The following is a 16,232-nucleotide window of genomic DNA, read 5'->3' as shown; positions in this document are numbered from 1 at the left end:
AACATGATCAGCAGAAGAGGTTAAGGAGGAATTGGGATGGAAAAGGAAGCGGCGTCCGCCGACAGGCCCAAACGGATGAAAAGCGGTGAAGCTCCCGCACCGGACAAGCCAATGCGGTCAGGCTTTACGACTGGAGCTTGTGCGGCTGCAGTGGCCAAAGGAGCGGTACAACTGCTCATCACGGGCATTCCGCCGAAGGAAGCAGTGATATCGCTGCCCGCGGGCTTTGATCATGCGTTTGAGCTGATCGAGCCTGTGTTGGACGCGGACGAAGCTTCTTGCACGACGATCAAAGACGGTGGCGATGACCCAGATGCCACGCATCAGGCGAAAATTAGCGCCTCTGTTAGCTGGCGCGAGGAGCCGGGCATTGAGCTGGACGGTGGCATCGGCGTTGGGCGGGTAACGAAGCCCGGTCTGCCTGTGCCTGTCGGGGAAGCAGCGATTAATCCGGTGCCGCGCCGTATGATTACGGAGGCTGTGACAGACGTGCTTGAAGAGCACGGATCGGCCAAAGGTGTCCGTGTCGTCATCAGCGTACCGGACGGCGAAGAAATCGCCAAGAAAACGTTGAACGGACGACTTGGCATTCTTGGCGGTATTTCCATACTAGGCACGCGTGGTGTGGTCGTTCCGTTTTCCACGTCAGCTTATAAAGCCAGTGTCGTGCAGGCCATATCGGTTGCGCAAGCGATGAAATGCCAGGAAATAGTCCTGACCACAGGTGGCAGCAGTGAAAAATATGCCATGCAAATGTACGATCAGCTGACGGAAGAGGCCTTTATTCAGATGGGGGATTTTGTCGGCTTTGCCATTAAGCACGGGAAACGGCTGGGAATGAAAAAGATTATTCTCGTCGGTATGCCCGGCAAGCTGTCGAAGGTAGCTCAAGGTGTCATGATGGTTCACTCCAAGAGTGCTCCGGTGGACTTTGGCTTTTTGGCTGAGGTCGCGCGTGAAGCAGGTGTGGACGAGTCGCTTGCAGCGGCAGTGGCAGAGGCGAATACAGCTACGCAGGTGGCGGATATGATGACCGAAGCGAATGCGCTGAGCTTTTTTGAAAAGCTGTGTACCTATGGATGTCAGCATTGTCTGGACCATGCAGGTGGTGGAATTGTCGTGGAAATGGTACTGGTAACGATGAAAGGGAACGTGCTGGGGAGGGCGAGAGTCGGTGAGTAGAGTGATTCGTGTCATTGGTATCGGTGAAAATGGAGCGGCAGGTCTGTCGCAGGAGACGCTGGAGCACATTGAGCGTGCCGACCTGCTGGTTGGTGGAGAACGCCAGCTAGCCTTTTTCAAGGCATTCGCAGGGGAAAAACGAACATTAAAGAGCGGCTTATCTGCCGTGGTAGAAGAATTGGGACGGTTGCGTGAGGACAAGGATATTGTCGTGCTTGCGTCAGGCGATCCGCTTTTTTTTGGAATTGCAGGTTATTTGTCTGCCAAGCTGGGGGCTGAACATCTGGATATTTTGCCGCATCTCAGCTCGGTTCAGCTGGCGTTTGCGCGTCTCGGTGAAAGCTGGCAGGATGCGGTGCTGGAAAGCGTACACGGCCGTCCGATGACTGGATTGGCGCAGCGGATCGACGGACAGAACAAGGTCGCGCTGCTGACGGATGACCGAAATCATCCCGCCGCCGTCGCTGCCTATCTGCTGCATTATGGCATGACGGAATATGATGCCTTTGTCGGCGAGCATTTGGGCGGACCGGATGAGGCGTATCAGCATTATACGCTGGAAGAGATGGCGCAGAGAACGTTCCAACCATTGAATGTGGTTATTTTACGCCGCCGTAAGGGAGAAGACGTGCCTGCAATTCGTCGGGGATTTGGCTTCGAGGATGCAGAATTTCACCAGCGCAAGCCGGAAAAAGGGCTGATCACGAAGCGTGAAGTACGCGTATTCAGCTTGTCCGAGCTGCGTCTGACCGAACGAAGCATCGTATGGGATATCGGCGCAGGCTCCGGCTCTGTAGCGGTGGAATGTGCGCGGCTAGCCAAGTATGGGCAAGTATTTGCCATTGAGAAGAACGAAGGCGATCTGGCTAATGTGGAAGCGAACAAAATCAAATTCCGTACCGATTTCCCGGTTATTCATGCCAAAGCGCCTGCCGGACTGGAAGATCTGCCAGACCCGGATGCGGTGTTTATCGGTGGGAGCGGGGGAGAATTGGCGGAGCTGATTCGTCTGTGTGCTTCCCGTCTGCGTAAGGATGGACGAATTGTAGTGAATGCTGCAACGATTGAGACGCTGCATGATGGGATGAAGGCGATGCAAGCAGCAGGACTCGAAACTTCGGTGACGTTATTGCAAACAGCGCGCAGCAAGCCGATTTTGAATATGACGCGTTTTGACGGACTCAATCCGATATATGTTATTACAGGACAGCCGTCGGTGGACGTGGCTGACGAAGTAGCAGGGGAGTAAGCTGGTAATTCAAGAGGGGGAGAGAGACAGCATGAATACGGCAGCAACAGGAACACTTTACGGCGTAGGCGTGGGGCCGGGTGATCCCGAGCTGATTACGGTCAAGGCGTATCGCATGATTCAGGAATGTGCAGTTGTGGCTTATCCGAAGAAACGTCGGGGAGGTAAGTCGTATGCTCACGAAATCGTGGAGTTGTACGTCAACCCGGAGGAAAAGGAGATGCTGGGACTCATTTTTCCAATGACCAAGGACCCGGTTGTACTGGAGCGTGAGTGGAACAAAACGGTGGTTGCTTGCTGGGAGGCACTGAGTCAAGGCAAGGATGTAGCCTTTGTCACAGAGGGAGACCCTAATCTGTACAGTACCTTTATTCATTTGGCACGGCTCATGAAGGATCTCCATCCAGAGGTGCCGATTGTATCTATTCCGGGCATTTCGTCTGTGTTGGGAGCGGCGGCAGCGCTGGAATTGCCTTTGGCAGACGGAGATCAGCAGGTCGGTATAATTCCGGCTACGGATGATTGGGAAGCGATGAAGCGGGCGATTGAGAATCACGATACGGTCGTGTTTATCAAGGTTGCCAAGGTGCTGGATTTGATTTTGGATGTGCTGGATGAACTTAATCTTGGGGACCGTGCATCAGTCATTACCAAGGTCACTTCTCCTTATGAAATGGTATGGCGCAACGCACGTGAGCTGCGCGGACAGGAACTTGAATATTTGAGTTTAATGGTGGTGAGCAAATGACGTTGGAGCCCAAAGTATATATCGTAGGAGCAGGTCCCGGCGACCCGGAGCTGATTACTGTCAAAGGCTCCCGGATTTTACGCACGGCCGATGTGGTATTGTACACGGATTCACTCGTGAACGACGAGTTGATTGCCACGGCCAAACCAGAGGCACAGGTACTGCAAAGCTCAGGCATGGATCTGGAGCGGCAGGTCGAGATTATGAGCGAGGCTGTGCAGGCTGGACGCAGTGTAGCTCGCGTACATACAGGCGATCCGGCAGTATACGGAGCCATTTTGGAGCAAATGGTGTTGCTGAAGCAGCGCAGAGTAGCATACGAAATCGTGCCGGGCGTCAGCTCGGTCTTTGCTTCTGCGGCCGTGTTGGGTGCAGAGCTAACTGTGCCTGACCTGACGCAGACCGTCATTCTGACGCGCGCCGAAGGCCGTACACCTGTACCGGATCGGGAAAAGCTGCGTGATTTAGCATCCCATCACTGCACAGTGGCCTTATTCCTCAGCGCAACGCTGGCAAAGAAGGTAGTCGTTGAGTTTCTGGCGGCAGGCTGGAGCGAGGACACACCTGTAGCGGTTGTACAGCGCGCGACCTGGCCGGATCAAAAGATCGTGCGCACGACGCTTGCCCAATTGCCAGCTGATCTGCGTGCAGCAGGCATTACGATGCATGCCATGATTCTGGCAGGCTGGGCGCTCGACCCGGGACTGGTGGACAAGGACGCGCATCGTTCCAAGCTGTACGACAAGTCGTTCACCCATGGCTACCGGAAGGGAGTGAAGCCCGGTGAGTAATCCATTTGCCGCTGTGGCGATCACGAAGCATGGAGTGGAAATGGTCCGCAATTTGGGAGCCAGCTTTCCGGGCACGGATGTGTATTACATGTCCAAGTTTGAGCGTGGCGACGAGCAGGAGCGTGGCATTCAGTTGTTCGAAGGCTCGGTCAAGCTGATTTTGCCGGATTTATTTAAACAATATAACGGTATTATTTTGTTTATTTCTCTCGGTGCAGTAGTTCGTATGATTGCACCAATTTTGGTGGATAAAAAGGTAGACCCAGCGGTAGTTGTCATTGATGATCGCGGCGAGCATGTCATTAGCGTATTGTCTGGCCATTTGGGTGGCGCCAATGAATTGACCCGCCATGTAGCGGCTGTACTAGGCGCACGTGCTGTAATCACGACTGCATCAGACGTGCAGGGCACGATTCCGGTGGACATGTTTGGTCGGGAATTGGGTTGGGTGGTCGATAGCTTTGACAAGGCCACTCCTGTGAGCGCCGCTGTTGTGAACGAGGAGCCTGTTGCGCTCATACAAGAGACAGGCGAACGGAACTGGTGGCGTTATGACAAGCCTGTACCTGGACATATCAAGGTATATGCTTCGACGGCAGAAGCATTACAAGAACCATTTAACGCCGCGTTGGTCGTGAGTGACCGTTTATTGGAGCCGGAGGAAGAGGAGCAGCTTCTTTCTAATGGCGTGCTGTACCGTCCGAAAAGCTTGGTGCTTGGCATCGGCTGCAACCGTGGGACTGCATTAGAGGAGCTGGAGGCGGGTGTGCTGGACACCTTGCAAGAGCTGCGTTTGTCCGTGAAAAGCGTACGGAATATTGCCACCATTGATCTGAAAAAGGACGAAGAGGGTTTACTTGCTCTTTGCGCCAAATACGGTTGGGAACTGGTGACGTATACTCCGTCAGAGCTGAATACGGTGCAGCTTCCCAATCCATCGGAAACCGTCTTCAAATACACTGGCGCATATGGGGTCAGTGAACCATCAGCCCTGTTGTCTTCTGGTGCAGACCATTGGCTGCTGGAGAAGAAAAAAAGCGGCAATATGACGTTGTCTGTAGCGCGGGTTTCCTATGACTGACGTCATGAAGCAGGCTATACAGTCTGATCCATCTGCCGCTACGCGCAGAAGCCGTATTGTTGTTGCTGGAACAGGCAGCGGCGCAGGCAAAACGACTGTTACCCTCGGGCTGATGAAGGCGTTCGCCGATAGCGGCCTGCGAGTGCAGGGTTTTAAGTGCGGACCGGATTATATTGATCCGACCTATCATACTGCCGCGACCGGTACTTCTTCCCGTAATCTGGATTCATGGATGACCTCACCAGATACGGTGCGTGAAATCTTTATCCGTGCTTCCGAAGACGCGGATATTTCCGTGATTGAAGGCGTCATGGGGCTGTATGACGGCAAGGACCCGCTCAGCAACACCGGCTCGACCGCTGAGATCGCCATGCTGACGGACAGCCCTGTATTGCTGGTGGTCGACGTGCGCAGTATGGCACGAAGCGCCGCCGCTATTGTGCTCGGCTTTCAGCGCTTGGAGCCCAAGCTGCGCATTGTGGGCGTAATTGTGAATCGCTGCGGTAGCCAAGGGCACTATGGCATCGTCAAAAAGGCGATTGAGCAGGAGTGTGGCATCCCCGTGCTCGGCTGGTTAAAGCGTGATGACGGGCTGGATATTCCCGAGCGTCATCTGGGATTAGTACCTGCTGTGGAACGCGGCGAGCTGGAGCCGCTTTTCCAACGGGCGGCAGAGCTGATCCGCGCGGGTACGGATCTGGATGCACTGCGGGCATTGGCGGATTCGGCTCCACCGTTGTCTCTGCCCGCACAACCGTTGTTTCCCCTGGACTGGCTTCCATCAGCAGGGCATGAAGCTGATACCGGGGAACGTCCCGTCATCGCCGTCGCCAGAGACGCGGCGTTCAATTTTTACTACCCGGAAAATATGGATTTGCTACGTCAGGCGGGAGCGGAGATTGTCTATTTCAGTCCTCTGGCGGGAGAACGCGTGCCTGAGCAGGCAAGCGGCCTATACCTGGGCGGCGGTTTCCCCGAAGAGTTTGCCGCAGATATCGCTGCAAATACAGGCTTTTTGGAAGATATCCGCAACGCGGTGAGCCGGGATATGCCAGTATTCGCCGAATGCGGCGGTTATATGGTACTGGCACGGACACTTACGGATCGTATGGGTAATTCCCATCACATGGCCGGGGTTATTCCGTCGGACGTCCGCATGCAAGAGAAACGGGCCGCACTGGGATACCGGGAAGCAACCGCTTTGCAGGATTGCTTGCTGCTGGAGGCTGGAGAGACCATTCGGGGACATGAATTTCATTATTCTGTCATGCACTATGATGAATCATCCGCCCCCTACTCCTATGCCTATCAAACCAAGGGGATGCGTGGTCTCCAGAGCGAGGGCTATGCGAAAGGGAACCTTTTGGCAGCCTACACGCATGTTCATCTCGCTTCTCTTCCCAAAGCGGCAGTACGCTGGGTGGAACAATGCCGGGCTTACGGTCAATAGTTTTGCAAACGAGTCCAATACTTCATAGAAACGAAAAAAGCCGATTCCCCTAAAGGGTCCGGCTTTTCTAAATTTCAATAGATTTAAACCTTACATACATTGGAAGCGTATACATTACTTTTTTGGTGATTCGCTTACATGAGCTTTTTCAGCTGGGAAATCCTTCCCTGACTCACGCCAAGCATGGAGGCGAGTTGTTTTTGTGAAGATGCTGGATGTTCTTCCATAAGCTCTCTCATTTTCTCCAAAATAACATCTGTGCGCTGATAAATTTTTTTCATATGCATATTTTGCTTAAGTGGGGGTGAATGGGTTTCAGTCGCTGTGACCGGAAGTAAATCTTCCGTTTTCATCGAGGCTGCACATTCATCGCAGATAAACTGATCTTTAAAGTAGGTATTGGTATCAACCGCACCGCAAAAAATACAGTTGGTTGATTTGTACTTACGGAGCATGAGTGTCTGGTCTTCAATAAAAAACTCTAATGGATCGCCGATGTCAATCTCCATCGTCATGCGCAACTCTTTAGGTAGCACAATTCGCCCCAAGCTGTCCAAGGGCCGGGTCATTCCAGTCCTTTTCATTCATGCAACCTCCCCGGTTTTTTAAGATTTATAGAATGTATAAGGTTTGAGGCAATTCTTATCAATTCTATAACCGCAAGCATAAATTCTTACAAAAAGCGGCCCTTTATTGTTAATCAAGCATGGACGCACTTTTTTTCTTACGAGTATACCATAAACAGGCCGAATCGCCATCGTTCAGATTTATAAATTTTGAATAAGTTTTGAATAAGTTTATCCCGAGCGAACATATATGCTATAATCTTCTGCTAAAGGATTTAATAGGCCGTCTGTAGAATTATTTATATATGCCGTAGCTCGGACAATGATGGCGGTGTTATGGGAAATGGATGAGGGCCAAACGGAATTTTCTGAGCGTTTTGACCCCACAAACAAGAATAAATGACACGGGTCCCGCCTTTAAAGTCCTTATATACAAGTCAGGCAAGGAGGATTTATCATGGAAAAAAGAAAAGCATTGTTGTTAGGGGATTATTCGTATCCGGAGTTTCACCCGCTGCAAGGGGTGGACGAAGAGATTAGCCATATTTTACAGGATTGGATGACCGTACAATGCAGTGAGAATCGTAAAATGCTGCTCAAGGAAAATCTAACTCCATTCGATCTATGTATCTCGTACTGTGATAGCCGCAAGGAGGTTCTGTCTCCTCAACAAACAGCAGGATTGCTGTCCTATGTTAGCGGCGGGGGTGGATTGCTTGTGCTGCATAACGGAATCACATTGCAAGGACGGTATGAAATTGCCCAATTAATGGGGGCGCGTTTCTTGCGGCATCCGGCTGCCGGACCGCTTTCCTTCAAAGTAACGGCGCCGGAACATCCGATTATGGAAGGAATCGAGCCGTTTGAGATCCAAGAGGAACCGTATCGTTTTGACTTTGATCCATTCACTGAAAAAACACTACTGATGGAATATGAACACGAGGGCGAGTGGTGGCCGGCGGCATGGTCACTGTCCTATGGCTTGGGTCGGGTCGTCTATTTGATGCCTGGACATAATCAGCCAAGCTTCCAGCACGAGGGATACCGCAAGCTGCTGCTTCAAGCTGCTAAGTGGGCTGGACGCTTTCCAGGTTAAACATAGATTATTCCATTCATTGAGGAAGGGGAGCTGCGAGCTTTATGCGGCTCCCCTTTTCAGGTTATACTATAGGTAATCACAGGTAGGGGAGGATATATTATGAGCGATTTGTTCAAAAAAGCCATCTCATTGGGGTGGGGCCTCACCGTTGTCAGCAAAGAAAAGGTGGAGAAAGCCGTCGAGGATCTCGTAAACCGGGGAGAACTTGCGCCCTCGGAATCCAAAGCGCTGGTCGATCGTCTGATCGAACGAGGGGCAGAGGAACAGGGACAATTCAAAACAGTGATCCGCGAACAGGTTAGCCGCATTTTGCAGGAGCTGGAAGTACCTACCGAAAATGATGTTACAAGTTTGGAGCAGCGTGTGGCATTGTTGGAAAAACAGGTAGCGGAGCTGGAAAAAGAAAAGGCGGCGCTTACGGGTTCGAGCGACGCTGAAGAAGCGAACCGGCTGGATTAAAATGGCGGTTCGTATGAAGCACGCCGGTCGTTACCGGGAAATTGCCATGGCGCTGGCGCGTCATGGCTTTGGCTATATGGTGGAAGAAATGGGACTGTTCCAGCTGCTGTCATTGCCTCGCAAGTGGCTGACGAGAGAAACTCCCGAGTCCAAAACGTTAGGTGAACGGATTCGACTTGTGCTGGAGGATCTGGGGCCTGCATTCATCAAGCTTGGACAGTTGGCAAGCACACGTGCTGACCTGCTGCCGGAGCCTATTATCCGTGAGCTGGTTAAGCTTCAGGATCAGGTACCGCCGTTTTCATCTGAAACGGCGCGTGGCATTCTGGAGCAGGAGCTGGACACGTCATTAGAGGACATACTGGTTCGTTTTGACGATGTTCCGCTGGCCGCTGCTTCGATTGGGCAAGTGCATTTGGGCAAGCTGCACAGCGGCGAAATGGTCGCCATTAAAATCCAGCGTCCTGGCGTTAATCGCATTATTCGGCGAGATTTGGACATTTTGCGGGAACTGACCGCTATGGCAGCCAAGCGCTGGGAATGGGTAGAGCGGTATCAGCTTCGCCAGATGGTAGAGGAGCTGGGGAGATCGCTCATTCAGGAGCTGGATTACAACCATGAAGCCCGTAACACAGAGAAGATTGCGCTCCAATTTGAGCAGGACCCACATATCTATATTCCGAAAATATACTGGGATCATACCTCTTCCCGTATACTGACCATGGAGTTTCTAGACGGAACTCACTTGGGTAGTCGTGAAGAGCTATTACGCCGTGGATATAACTTGAAAGAACTGGCGCAGCGGCTGGTGAACAGCATGCTGCATCAAATTTTTATGGAAGGTTTTTTTCATGCCGATCCCCATCCGGGGAATTTACTCGTTCTGAAAAATGGCAGTCTCGCTTATTTGGACTTTGGCATGACGGGAAGGCTGAGCGAAGAGATGAAGAATCATCTCGCTTCCCTCATTATTGCCCTGATGCGCAAAAATACCGATGCCATGGTTCGGTCTATCGAACGTTTGGGTCTGGTCGAACCGGACACCGACCTGAATGCGCTGCGTGCCGATCTGGACAAGATACGCGAAGATTACTCAGACGTTCCTTTCTCACAGGTCAGTATTGGTGATGCATTGAACGACCTATTTGGCGCAGCGCAGCGCCATCGGATTGGTTTGCCGTCGGACGTCCTGTTGCTAGGCAAGGCGTTGCTGACACTGGAGGGGGTCGTGGAGCATCTGGACCCTGATCTCAGTATTATCGCTTTGGCTGAGCCCTTTGGTAATAAGCTGTTGAAGGAACGCTTTAGTGGTCGTCGTATCCGAGGCAAGCTGCTGGGTGGTGCAACCGAGCTGGTGGAGACGCTGATGGAACTGCCAGGACAGGCGAGACATTTGGCCTCGATTATCAGCAAGGGCAAGCTTAAGCTGGAGGTTACTGTGCCGGAGCTGGAAATGCTTCTGCGCAGGCTGGATCAGATCAGCAACCGCCTGTCATTCAGTATCGTGCTGTTAGCGTTCAGCATTATTATGGTCGGATTGATTATCGGTTCATCGCTGAATCATCAGGCGACCATGCTGTGGAATGTACCTGCCATTGAAATCGGCTTTGTTGTAGCTCTCTTAATGGTTGCCTTTTTACTGTATTCCATTTTTAAATCGGGAAGGTTTTAGATACCGACCAGAAAGGAGGGGTTATGGATACACATAAGATGAATAGTCTCCAAATTGCAGAGGTGCCATGGCACCGCCTGACTACTCCTTATGGTAGGGGCACGGAGTTGCCACAATTGATATCCAACGGGGAGTACGCAGCAATTGCTGATCTGATAGAGCATCAAGGCACACTGTGGCAGGTTACGCCATGGGTGTTACTTTTCTTATTACGTAATATGCATACGAGAAATTTGGATGATATCACGCTGAGTGAGTTGGAACTGTACCATACGGTTGTTGGAGCATTGAACATGGAAAACGCACAAGAGGATTCACAGAAGTCTGTGGAATCTCTAACCATGCTGCTGGACGAAAAATATCTATGGCCAGCAGACAGCGATCCAGAAGAAGATGAACTGGAGTGGGAAGAGGAAGAAGCACGCGGTTATGATCCGGTAGCTTTTTGGAGTTATTATGACTATAGCTATCGATTATTGAAGCAAGCACTGCCTGACTTTGAAAGCTTACTCCAGCACCATGCAGACTCGGAGATTGCTGAACCCCTATCGGAACTTGTACAGGAATTGCGAAAATTTTAAATATAAGAAAACGAATAAGATGAAGAAAATGAGCGATATTTCAAGGGAATAGATGATTTCTTTCTGTAAACAGCCTTTTAACTCATTCGTCTCTGCGAATTCCTTACGTTATAATGATGGACTGAATGTAACGGACCGGGTTCGTTTGAGAGAGACGAGCTGAATGATAGGAGAGCCTTGGCGATTGGCAGCTGGACGGATGCCCGAAACACACGGGTTGCGAGTCAACACGCTACTCTCTGTAAATATAGGAGGCTGGAACGAGACAGTATGAATCTTAGACAACAATGGTTCGGTAATATCCGGGCCGATATACTTGCGGGCATGACTGTGGCGCTAGCACTAATTCCCGAGGCGATTGCCTTCTCGATCATTGCGGGGGTCAATCCCATGGTCGGACTGTACGCTTCCATCTCAATGGCAATTGTCATCTCTTTTGCAGGTGGACGTCCGGCGATGATCTCGGCAGCGACCGGGGCCGTAGCTGTACTGGTCGTTGGCCTGGTGAAGGATCATGGCGTGGAATATCTGTTTGCAGCTACCATTTTGGCAGGAATCATACAAGTGCTGCTGGGTGTTTTGAAAATAGGTCGCTTTATCAGCTTTATTTCGCAGCCAGTTATGACCGGATTTGTGAATGCGCTGGCGATCCTCGTCTTTATGGCACAACTCACCCACTTTCATGGAGCTAATTGGATCATGTACGCGATGGTAGCGGGGACGCTGCTTATTGTGTATATTTTACCGAGATTTGTGAAAAGCATTCCTGCACCATTGACCGCAATCATCATTATGACGATCATTACGTATGTATTTGGATTGAATGTGAAAACGGTAGGAGATATTGGTACGCTAACCAGCTCGCTACCTTCATTCCATTTGCCGCAAATTGAGTGGTCGTGGCATACTTTGCGGATTTTGCTGCCGTATTCCTTTACGATGGCACTGGTTGGACTGCTGGAATCGCTGCTGACAGCCAGTATTTTGGATGAAATGACCGAAACGAAAAGCAATAAAAACCGGGAAGCCCGCGGACAAGGGATCGCTAACTTTGTAAATGGCTTTTTTGGTGGTATGGGTGGTTGTGCCATGATCGGACAATCCGTCATTAATGTCAGCTCAGGTGGAAGAGGGCGTTTGTCCACTTTTACAGCTGGGGTATTCTTGGCCTTTCTGCTGCTCGTGCTTGGCGGGGTTGTAAAGGAAGTGCCAATGGGCGCATTGGTGGGAGTCATGTTCATGGTGTGTATCGGAACTGTGGATTGGAAATCGCTCCGAAACATCGCCAAGGTTCCGAAAGCAGATACGTTAATTATGGTAGTCACGGTGATCATTGTGGTGGCTACGCATGATTTGTCCAAGGGCGTGATCGTGGGCGTACTGCTCAGTGCCCTGCATTTTGGCTGGAAAATGGCTAAAATTCGCATTAGCGCGACGGAGAACAACGATGAGAAGGTGTACCATGTCAGGGGTCCGATGTTTTTTGCATCAACAACTCGTTTTGTCGATCATTTCGAACCTTCGGATGATCCAGAACGTGTCGTTGTGGACTTTAGCCATTCTCATATTTGGGATCACTCCGCGGTTACTGCTATCGGCAAGGTGTTGCAAAAGTATACGAAATCCGGCAAATCTATTACCCTGCAAGGGTTAAATGAGGAAAGCCGTTTAATTATAGAGAAGCTTGGCGGTCCTGTAGTTACAGAGCCACTCGTGTGATGAATCGTATAGCATAAATCAAAGCTTGAAATGAAATTTATTCATTTCAAGCTTTTTTTATTTGTTTCCGAAATAAAACAACACTTTTCTTCCTAAATCATAGATAATTATGACAAATTTTCGTCAAAGTATTGACGTAATAATTGGGCAGGAATACAATCATTGTTATTAAGCAGAGCAAATACATAGGAATAATTGAAAATTGAAAGGTATGCATATATGAACTTAGACTGGGAGTTTATTGTAGAGAGCTTGCCGTTATATGGAGAAGCTATGTGGCTGACGTTGAAGATCGCCTTTTTTGCTATTCTATTTTCACTAGTCGTCGGTTTGCTGTGCAGCACAGTACTGTATTACAAGGTAAGGGGAATTAGCGGCATCATTGTTGCCTATATTGAGCTTTCCCGAAATACGCCGCTGCTTGTACAGTTATATTTTTTGTATTACGGGTTTACGAAAATAGGTCTGCATATGAGCGAAATGACGTGTGCCATTGTGGGCATGACCTTTTTGGGCGGGGGTTATATGGCTGAGGCGTTCCGTGGGGGGATGGAAGCAGTGAGTAAAACCCAGACGGAATCCGGGCTGAGTCTCGGACTGTCCAAGGTACAACTGGCGAGATATGTTATTTTGCCACAGGCTTTTGCCATCAGTGTTCCGTCTCTGGGAGCGAATGCGATTTTTTTGCTCAAGGAGACTTCCATTGTTGGCGCCATTGCTTTATTAGATCTGATGAATGTGGCAAAAGACCTGATCGGCATGTACTACAAAACAACAGAATCGCTAATTCTGCTGGTATTGGCATATCTCGTTCTGCTTTTACCTTTGTCGATACTGCTGACGTGGGTGGAAAGGAAGGTGCGATATGCTGAATTCGGGGATTAATGTGCTCTTTGAAGGTTCCAATTTCGAGCGTCTATTAGGGGGATTACTCGTTACGCTGGAGATTGCGCTACTTTCCATTATTATCGGTACTCTATTAGGCATTTTGATGGGGTTGCTGCGCACCTTAAAATCAAGACCGATTCGGTTTGTGCTGAAATTATATTTGGAGACATTCCGCATTATTCCAATTCTGGTGTGGTTGTATGTCGTATATTTTGGATTTACTCCTTTGTTGAATGTGAATATCAGCGGGGAATTGACAGCAATTATCGTATTCAGCCTGTGGGGAGCGGCCGAGATTGGTGACATCGTTCGTGGTGCATTGGAATCACTGCCCAAGCATCAGGTGGAATCCGGGCAGGCATTGGGACTGACATATGGACAGTTATACCGCCATGTGCTCATTCCCCAGGCGATGCGCCGAATGCTTCCCGGTTCTATTAATCTGGCGACACGGATGATCAAAACCACTTCATTAGTGGTGCTGATCGGTGTAGTGGAAGTGGTCAAGGTCGGACAGCAGATTATTGAGCTTGGTGTAATCAAAGCGCCCTCCGCATCCTTCTGGGTGTACGGCTTTATTTTCATATTGTATTTTCTCGTATGCTATCCGTTATCCAGACTTTCCAAAAGATTTGAACGCAGATGGCAAAATTAGCAGGATGGGGTGGGTGTCATGGGAGAGGCTGTGGAGGTTTTACTCGAAATTCGAGGGCTGCACAAAAGCTTCGAAGACCGAAAAGTATTGCAACAGATTAATCTGGACGTAACGAAAGGGGAAGTCGTGGTCGTTCTCGGTCCTTCGGGATGTGGAAAAAGCACACTCCTCCGATGTCTCAACGGTCTGGAACCAGTCCAGAGTGGAGCTATCCGTTATAGAGGGCAGGACCTGACGGATAAGAAAGTGAATTGGCGTGAGGTGCGGCAGCATATCGGTATGGTGTTCCAGAACTACGAGCTGTTCCCGCATATGACGGTCTTAGAAAATATATTGCTCGGCCCGCTTAAAGTTCAGCGGAGAAACAAGCAGGAGGCACTTGAGCAAGCGGAGCAACTATTGGAGCGAGTGGGTCTGCTGGATCGCAAAGATGCGTATCCGAGACAATTATCAGGCGGGCAAAAGCAACGGATTGCGATTGTGCGCGCCCTGTGTATGAACCCGGAAATTATGCTCTTTGATGAAGTCACCGCATCCTTGGACCCGGAAATGGTCAGAGAGGTGCTGGATGTCATGCGAGAGCTGGCACAACAGGGCATGACCATGATTATCGTGACGCATGAAATGGGATTTGCCAAGTCGGTAGGAGATCGTATCGTTTTTATGGATCAAGGGCAAATATGTGAAATGACTACGCCACAGCAATTTTTTACCCAACCGGAAACAGAGCGTGCCCAGCACTTTCTGGATATATTTCAGTACGAAATGATATAAACAGGGGGATGAATACAGATGAGAAAAGGAATGAAGTTCACGACGTTATTACTGGCTTTGAGCTTGCTGCTTGTTGGTTTGGCAGGATGTGCAGGAGCAGGAAATACCAACGGTAGTTCAGGTTCGGCTAAATTTGCTTCGATTGAGGACATTAAAAAGAGTGGCAAGATTCGAATAGGTGTATTTGCAGATAAGCCGCCTTTTGGCTACGTGGATTCGGCAGGGAAGAATCAAGGCTTTGACGTTTGCATTGCGAAGCGGTTTGCCAAAGATCTCTTGGGCGACGAGTCCAAGGTGGAATTTGTCCTGGTGGATGCTGCCAGCCGGGTCGCCTATTTGGAATCCAACAAGGTAGATATCATCATGGCTAACTTTACGGTGACGGATGAGCGTAAAGAAAAAGTCGATTTTGCCAATCCATATATGAAATTATCCTTTGGCATTGTGTCACCTGACAGCGCTCCAATCACCACGATTGACCAATTGAAGAATTCGGACCAGAAGCTGATTGTCGCAAAGGGAACGACGGCTGAAACCTATTTCACGAAAAATTATCCTGACATCAAGCTGCTTAAATTCGATCAATACACAGAAATCTTCTCAGCCCTCAAAGACAAACGCGGCGCCGCGATTGCCAACGATAATACAGAGCTGATCGCCTGGGCCAAGGCCAACCCCGGCTTTACCGTAACCATCCCGGCCTTTGGTGGTCAAGATACAATTGCACCCGCAGTAGCAAAGGGAAATAAGGAGTTGTTAGACTGGATCAACAATGAGCTGGCTACATTAGGCAAGGAAAACTTTGTGCATCAAGCCTACAAGGACACACTGACCTCTGTTTACGGAGAAGGCTTTACAGATCAATTGGTCGTAGAGGGCGGCAAAGTGGATTAATTATTGTAAGTTGTTGTTTTACCATAAAGAAGCGTTGGGATAGCAAGCCCAACGCTTCTTTATTAATATGGGGAAAAGGTGTCTTTGGCAACTCCTTAATAAAGATACATACTCTACCCAAAAGCTCTTGCATGCTAGTAGATTTCATTATATAATCTTAAATGATAATGAGAATCATAATCATTACTAACAGTCTTTAGGTGCATGCTCCCAATATGAGCCTAAGTGAATAGGATGGTAATGTGCACATGGCTAAAGCAGATGTGGCAACTGTCAGAGTCCGAACAAGGTAACTCGCAGACGAGCTTTGAGAACGATCAAAGCTGCGAAACGGGCGAAGTAGCAGGTTCCAAGTTAACTGCAAATGGCAATACCAGTGTCAAATTTTCAGTCTCCTCGTTTTGATATTGCACCTACTTTCCTG

The 16,232-nt window shown here is 49.7% G+C and carries 16 protein-coding genes; 15 read left to right on the top strand and 1 reads right to left on the bottom strand.

Annotation, left to right across the window (positions count from 1 at the left end; translation table 11 throughout):
• The first annotated feature begins 75 nt into the window (after positions 1 to 75).
• The 6 genes from KAI37_RS24185 to KAI37_RS24160 are packed head-to-tail and all read left to right on the top strand — an operon-like array spanning position 76 to position 6,501.
• Entirely contained in the window at positions 76 to 1,182 is a 1,107-nt protein-coding gene (locus tag KAI37_RS24185) for a cobalt-precorrin-5B (C(1))-methyltransferase (protein ID WP_220031523.1), read from the top strand.
• Positions 1,175 to 2,431, top strand: coding sequence for a precorrin-6y C5,15-methyltransferase (decarboxylating) subunit CbiE (gene cbiE / locus KAI37_RS24180; RefSeq protein ID WP_220030373.1), 1,257 nt, complete (start codon positions 1,175 to 1,177; stop codon positions 2,429 to 2,431). The genes KAI37_RS24185 and cbiE overlap by 8 nt, the downstream gene beginning before the upstream one ends.
• A 31-nt stretch (positions 2,432 to 2,462) precedes the next feature.
• The gene (gene cobI / locus KAI37_RS24175) at positions 2,463 to 3,179 is read left to right on the top strand and encodes a precorrin-2 C(20)-methyltransferase (RefSeq protein ID WP_220030372.1); all 717 of its coding nucleotides are present in this window, start codon (positions 2,463 to 2,465) and stop codon (positions 3,177 to 3,179) included.
• Complete coding sequence (gene cobM / locus KAI37_RS24170; RefSeq protein ID WP_220030371.1) at positions 3,176 to 3,970, top strand: precorrin-4 C(11)-methyltransferase; 795 nt, start codon at positions 3,176 to 3,178, stop codon at positions 3,968 to 3,970. Before cobI ends, cobM begins: the two co-directional genes overlap by 4 nt.
• On the top strand, positions 3,963 to 5,051 hold the full coding sequence (locus KAI37_RS24165; protein WP_025719610.1) for a cobalt-precorrin 5A hydrolase: 1,089 nt from the start codon (positions 3,963 to 3,965) through the stop codon (positions 5,049 to 5,051). Before cobM ends, KAI37_RS24165 begins: the two co-directional genes overlap by 8 nt.
• Positions 5,044 to 6,501, top strand: a complete 1,458-nt coding sequence (locus KAI37_RS24160) for a cobyrinic acid a,c-diamide synthase CobB (RefSeq protein ID WP_220030370.1) — start codon at positions 5,044 to 5,046, stop codon at positions 6,499 to 6,501. Before KAI37_RS24165 ends, KAI37_RS24160 begins: the two co-directional genes overlap by 8 nt.
• A gap of 134 nt (positions 6,502 to 6,635) precedes the next feature.
• Here KAI37_RS24160 and KAI37_RS24155 read toward each other — a convergent pair whose 3' ends face one another.
• Positions 6,636 to 7,085 (bottom strand): AbrB/MazE/SpoVT family DNA-binding domain-containing protein, encoded by a 450-nt coding sequence (locus KAI37_RS24155; protein WP_023990783.1) that lies wholly within the window; start codon positions 7,083 to 7,085, stop codon positions 6,636 to 6,638.
• 439 nt (positions 7,086 to 7,524) lie between these two features.
• Here KAI37_RS24155 and KAI37_RS24150 point away from each other — a divergent pair, with 439 nt between their 5' ends.
• From KAI37_RS24150 to KAI37_RS24110, 9 genes are all read left to right on the top strand, one after another.
• Complete coding sequence (locus KAI37_RS24150) at positions 7,525 to 8,163, top strand: ThuA domain-containing protein (protein WP_071643427.1); 639 nt, start codon at positions 7,525 to 7,527, stop codon at positions 8,161 to 8,163.
• Between the two features lie 102 nt (positions 8,164 to 8,265).
• A complete protein-coding gene (locus KAI37_RS24145) occupies positions 8,266 to 8,625 on the top strand; it encodes a phasin family protein (protein WP_013312404.1) in 360 nt (119 codons plus the stop codon).
• A gap of 1 nt (position 8,626) precedes the next feature.
• Complete coding sequence (locus KAI37_RS24140; RefSeq protein ID WP_023990781.1) at positions 8,627 to 10,297, top strand: ABC1 kinase family protein; 1,671 nt, start codon at positions 8,627 to 8,629, stop codon at positions 10,295 to 10,297.
• A 23-nt stretch (positions 10,298 to 10,320) separates the two neighbouring features.
• Entirely contained in the window at positions 10,321 to 10,878 is a 558-nt protein-coding gene (locus KAI37_RS24135) for a hypothetical protein (RefSeq protein ID WP_104497724.1), read from the top strand.
• Positions 10,879 to 11,148: 270 nt separating this feature from the next.
• Positions 11,149 to 12,597 carry a SulP family inorganic anion transporter gene (locus tag KAI37_RS24130; RefSeq protein WP_068938975.1) on the top strand — a complete coding sequence of 483 codons (1,449 nt, stop codon included), beginning with the start codon at positions 11,149 to 11,151 and terminating at the stop codon, positions 12,595 to 12,597.
• A gap of 219 nt (positions 12,598 to 12,816) precedes the next feature.
• Positions 12,817 to 13,482 carry an amino acid ABC transporter permease gene (locus KAI37_RS24125; protein WP_071643423.1) on the top strand — a complete coding sequence of 222 codons (666 nt, stop codon included), beginning with the start codon at positions 12,817 to 12,819 and terminating at the stop codon, positions 13,480 to 13,482.
• Entirely contained in the window at positions 13,463 to 14,140 is a 678-nt protein-coding gene (locus KAI37_RS24120) for an amino acid ABC transporter permease (protein WP_220030369.1), read from the top strand. Before KAI37_RS24125 ends, KAI37_RS24120 begins: the two co-directional genes overlap by 20 nt.
• An 18-nt stretch (positions 14,141 to 14,158) precedes the next feature.
• On the top strand, positions 14,159 to 14,914 hold the full coding sequence (locus tag KAI37_RS24115) for an amino acid ABC transporter ATP-binding protein (protein WP_220030368.1): 756 nt from the start codon (positions 14,159 to 14,161) through the stop codon (positions 14,912 to 14,914).
• An 18-nt stretch (positions 14,915 to 14,932) separates the two neighbouring features.
• Positions 14,933 to 15,808, top strand: a complete 876-nt coding sequence (locus tag KAI37_RS24110) for a cysteine ABC transporter substrate-binding protein (RefSeq protein WP_220030367.1) — start codon at positions 14,933 to 14,935, stop codon at positions 15,806 to 15,808.
• Positions 15,809 to 16,232 lie beyond the last annotated feature (424 nt).

This window comes from Paenibacillus sp. S25 (assembly GCF_019454085.1).
In the GTDB taxonomy this organism is placed as follows: Bacteria; Bacillota; Bacilli; order Paenibacillales; family Paenibacillaceae; genus Paenibacillus; species Paenibacillus polymyxa_B.
The sequence above is the reverse complement of the archived record's forward strand: the minus strand, read 5'-3'. Positions and strand labels throughout refer to the sequence as shown.

What these genes read in the sequence shown, in the direction of transcription:
- KAI37_RS24185 (WP_220031523.1), top strand. Translation starts at nt 76, where the DNA reads ATGAAAAGCGGTGAAGCTCCCGCACCGGACAAGCCAATGCGGTCAGGC.
- cobI (WP_220030372.1), top strand. Translation starts at nt 2,463, where the DNA reads ATGAATACGGCAGCAACAGGAACACTTTACGGCGTAGGCGTGGGGCCG.
- cobM (WP_220030371.1), top strand. Translation starts at nt 3,176, where the DNA reads ATGACGTTGGAGCCCAAAGTATATATCGTAGGAGCAGGTCCCGGCGAC.
- KAI37_RS24160 (WP_220030370.1), top strand. Translation starts at nt 5,044, where the DNA reads ATGACTGACGTCATGAAGCAGGCTATACAGTCTGATCCATCTGCCGCT.
- KAI37_RS24155 (WP_023990783.1), bottom strand. Translation starts at nt 7,085, where the DNA reads ATGAAAAGGACTGGAATGACCCGGCCCTTGGACAGCTTGGGGCGAATT.
- KAI37_RS24150 (WP_071643427.1), top strand. Translation starts at nt 7,525, where the DNA reads ATGGAAAAAAGAAAAGCATTGTTGTTAGGGGATTATTCGTATCCGGAG.
- KAI37_RS24145 (WP_013312404.1), top strand. Translation starts at nt 8,266, where the DNA reads ATGAGCGATTTGTTCAAAAAAGCCATCTCATTGGGGTGGGGCCTCACC.
- KAI37_RS24140 (WP_023990781.1), top strand. Translation starts at nt 8,627, where the DNA reads ATGGCGGTTCGTATGAAGCACGCCGGTCGTTACCGGGAAATTGCCATG.
- KAI37_RS24135 (WP_104497724.1), top strand. Translation starts at nt 10,321, where the DNA reads ATGGATACACATAAGATGAATAGTCTCCAAATTGCAGAGGTGCCATGG.
- KAI37_RS24130 (WP_068938975.1), top strand. Translation starts at nt 11,149, where the DNA reads ATGAATCTTAGACAACAATGGTTCGGTAATATCCGGGCCGATATACTT.
- KAI37_RS24125 (WP_071643423.1), top strand. Translation starts at nt 12,817, where the DNA reads ATGAACTTAGACTGGGAGTTTATTGTAGAGAGCTTGCCGTTATATGGA.
- KAI37_RS24120 (WP_220030369.1), top strand. Translation starts at nt 13,463, where the DNA reads ATGCTGAATTCGGGGATTAATGTGCTCTTTGAAGGTTCCAATTTCGAG.
- KAI37_RS24115 (WP_220030368.1), top strand. Translation starts at nt 14,159, where the DNA reads ATGGGAGAGGCTGTGGAGGTTTTACTCGAAATTCGAGGGCTGCACAAA.
- KAI37_RS24110 (WP_220030367.1), top strand. Translation starts at nt 14,933, where the DNA reads ATGAGAAAAGGAATGAAGTTCACGACGTTATTACTGGCTTTGAGCTTG.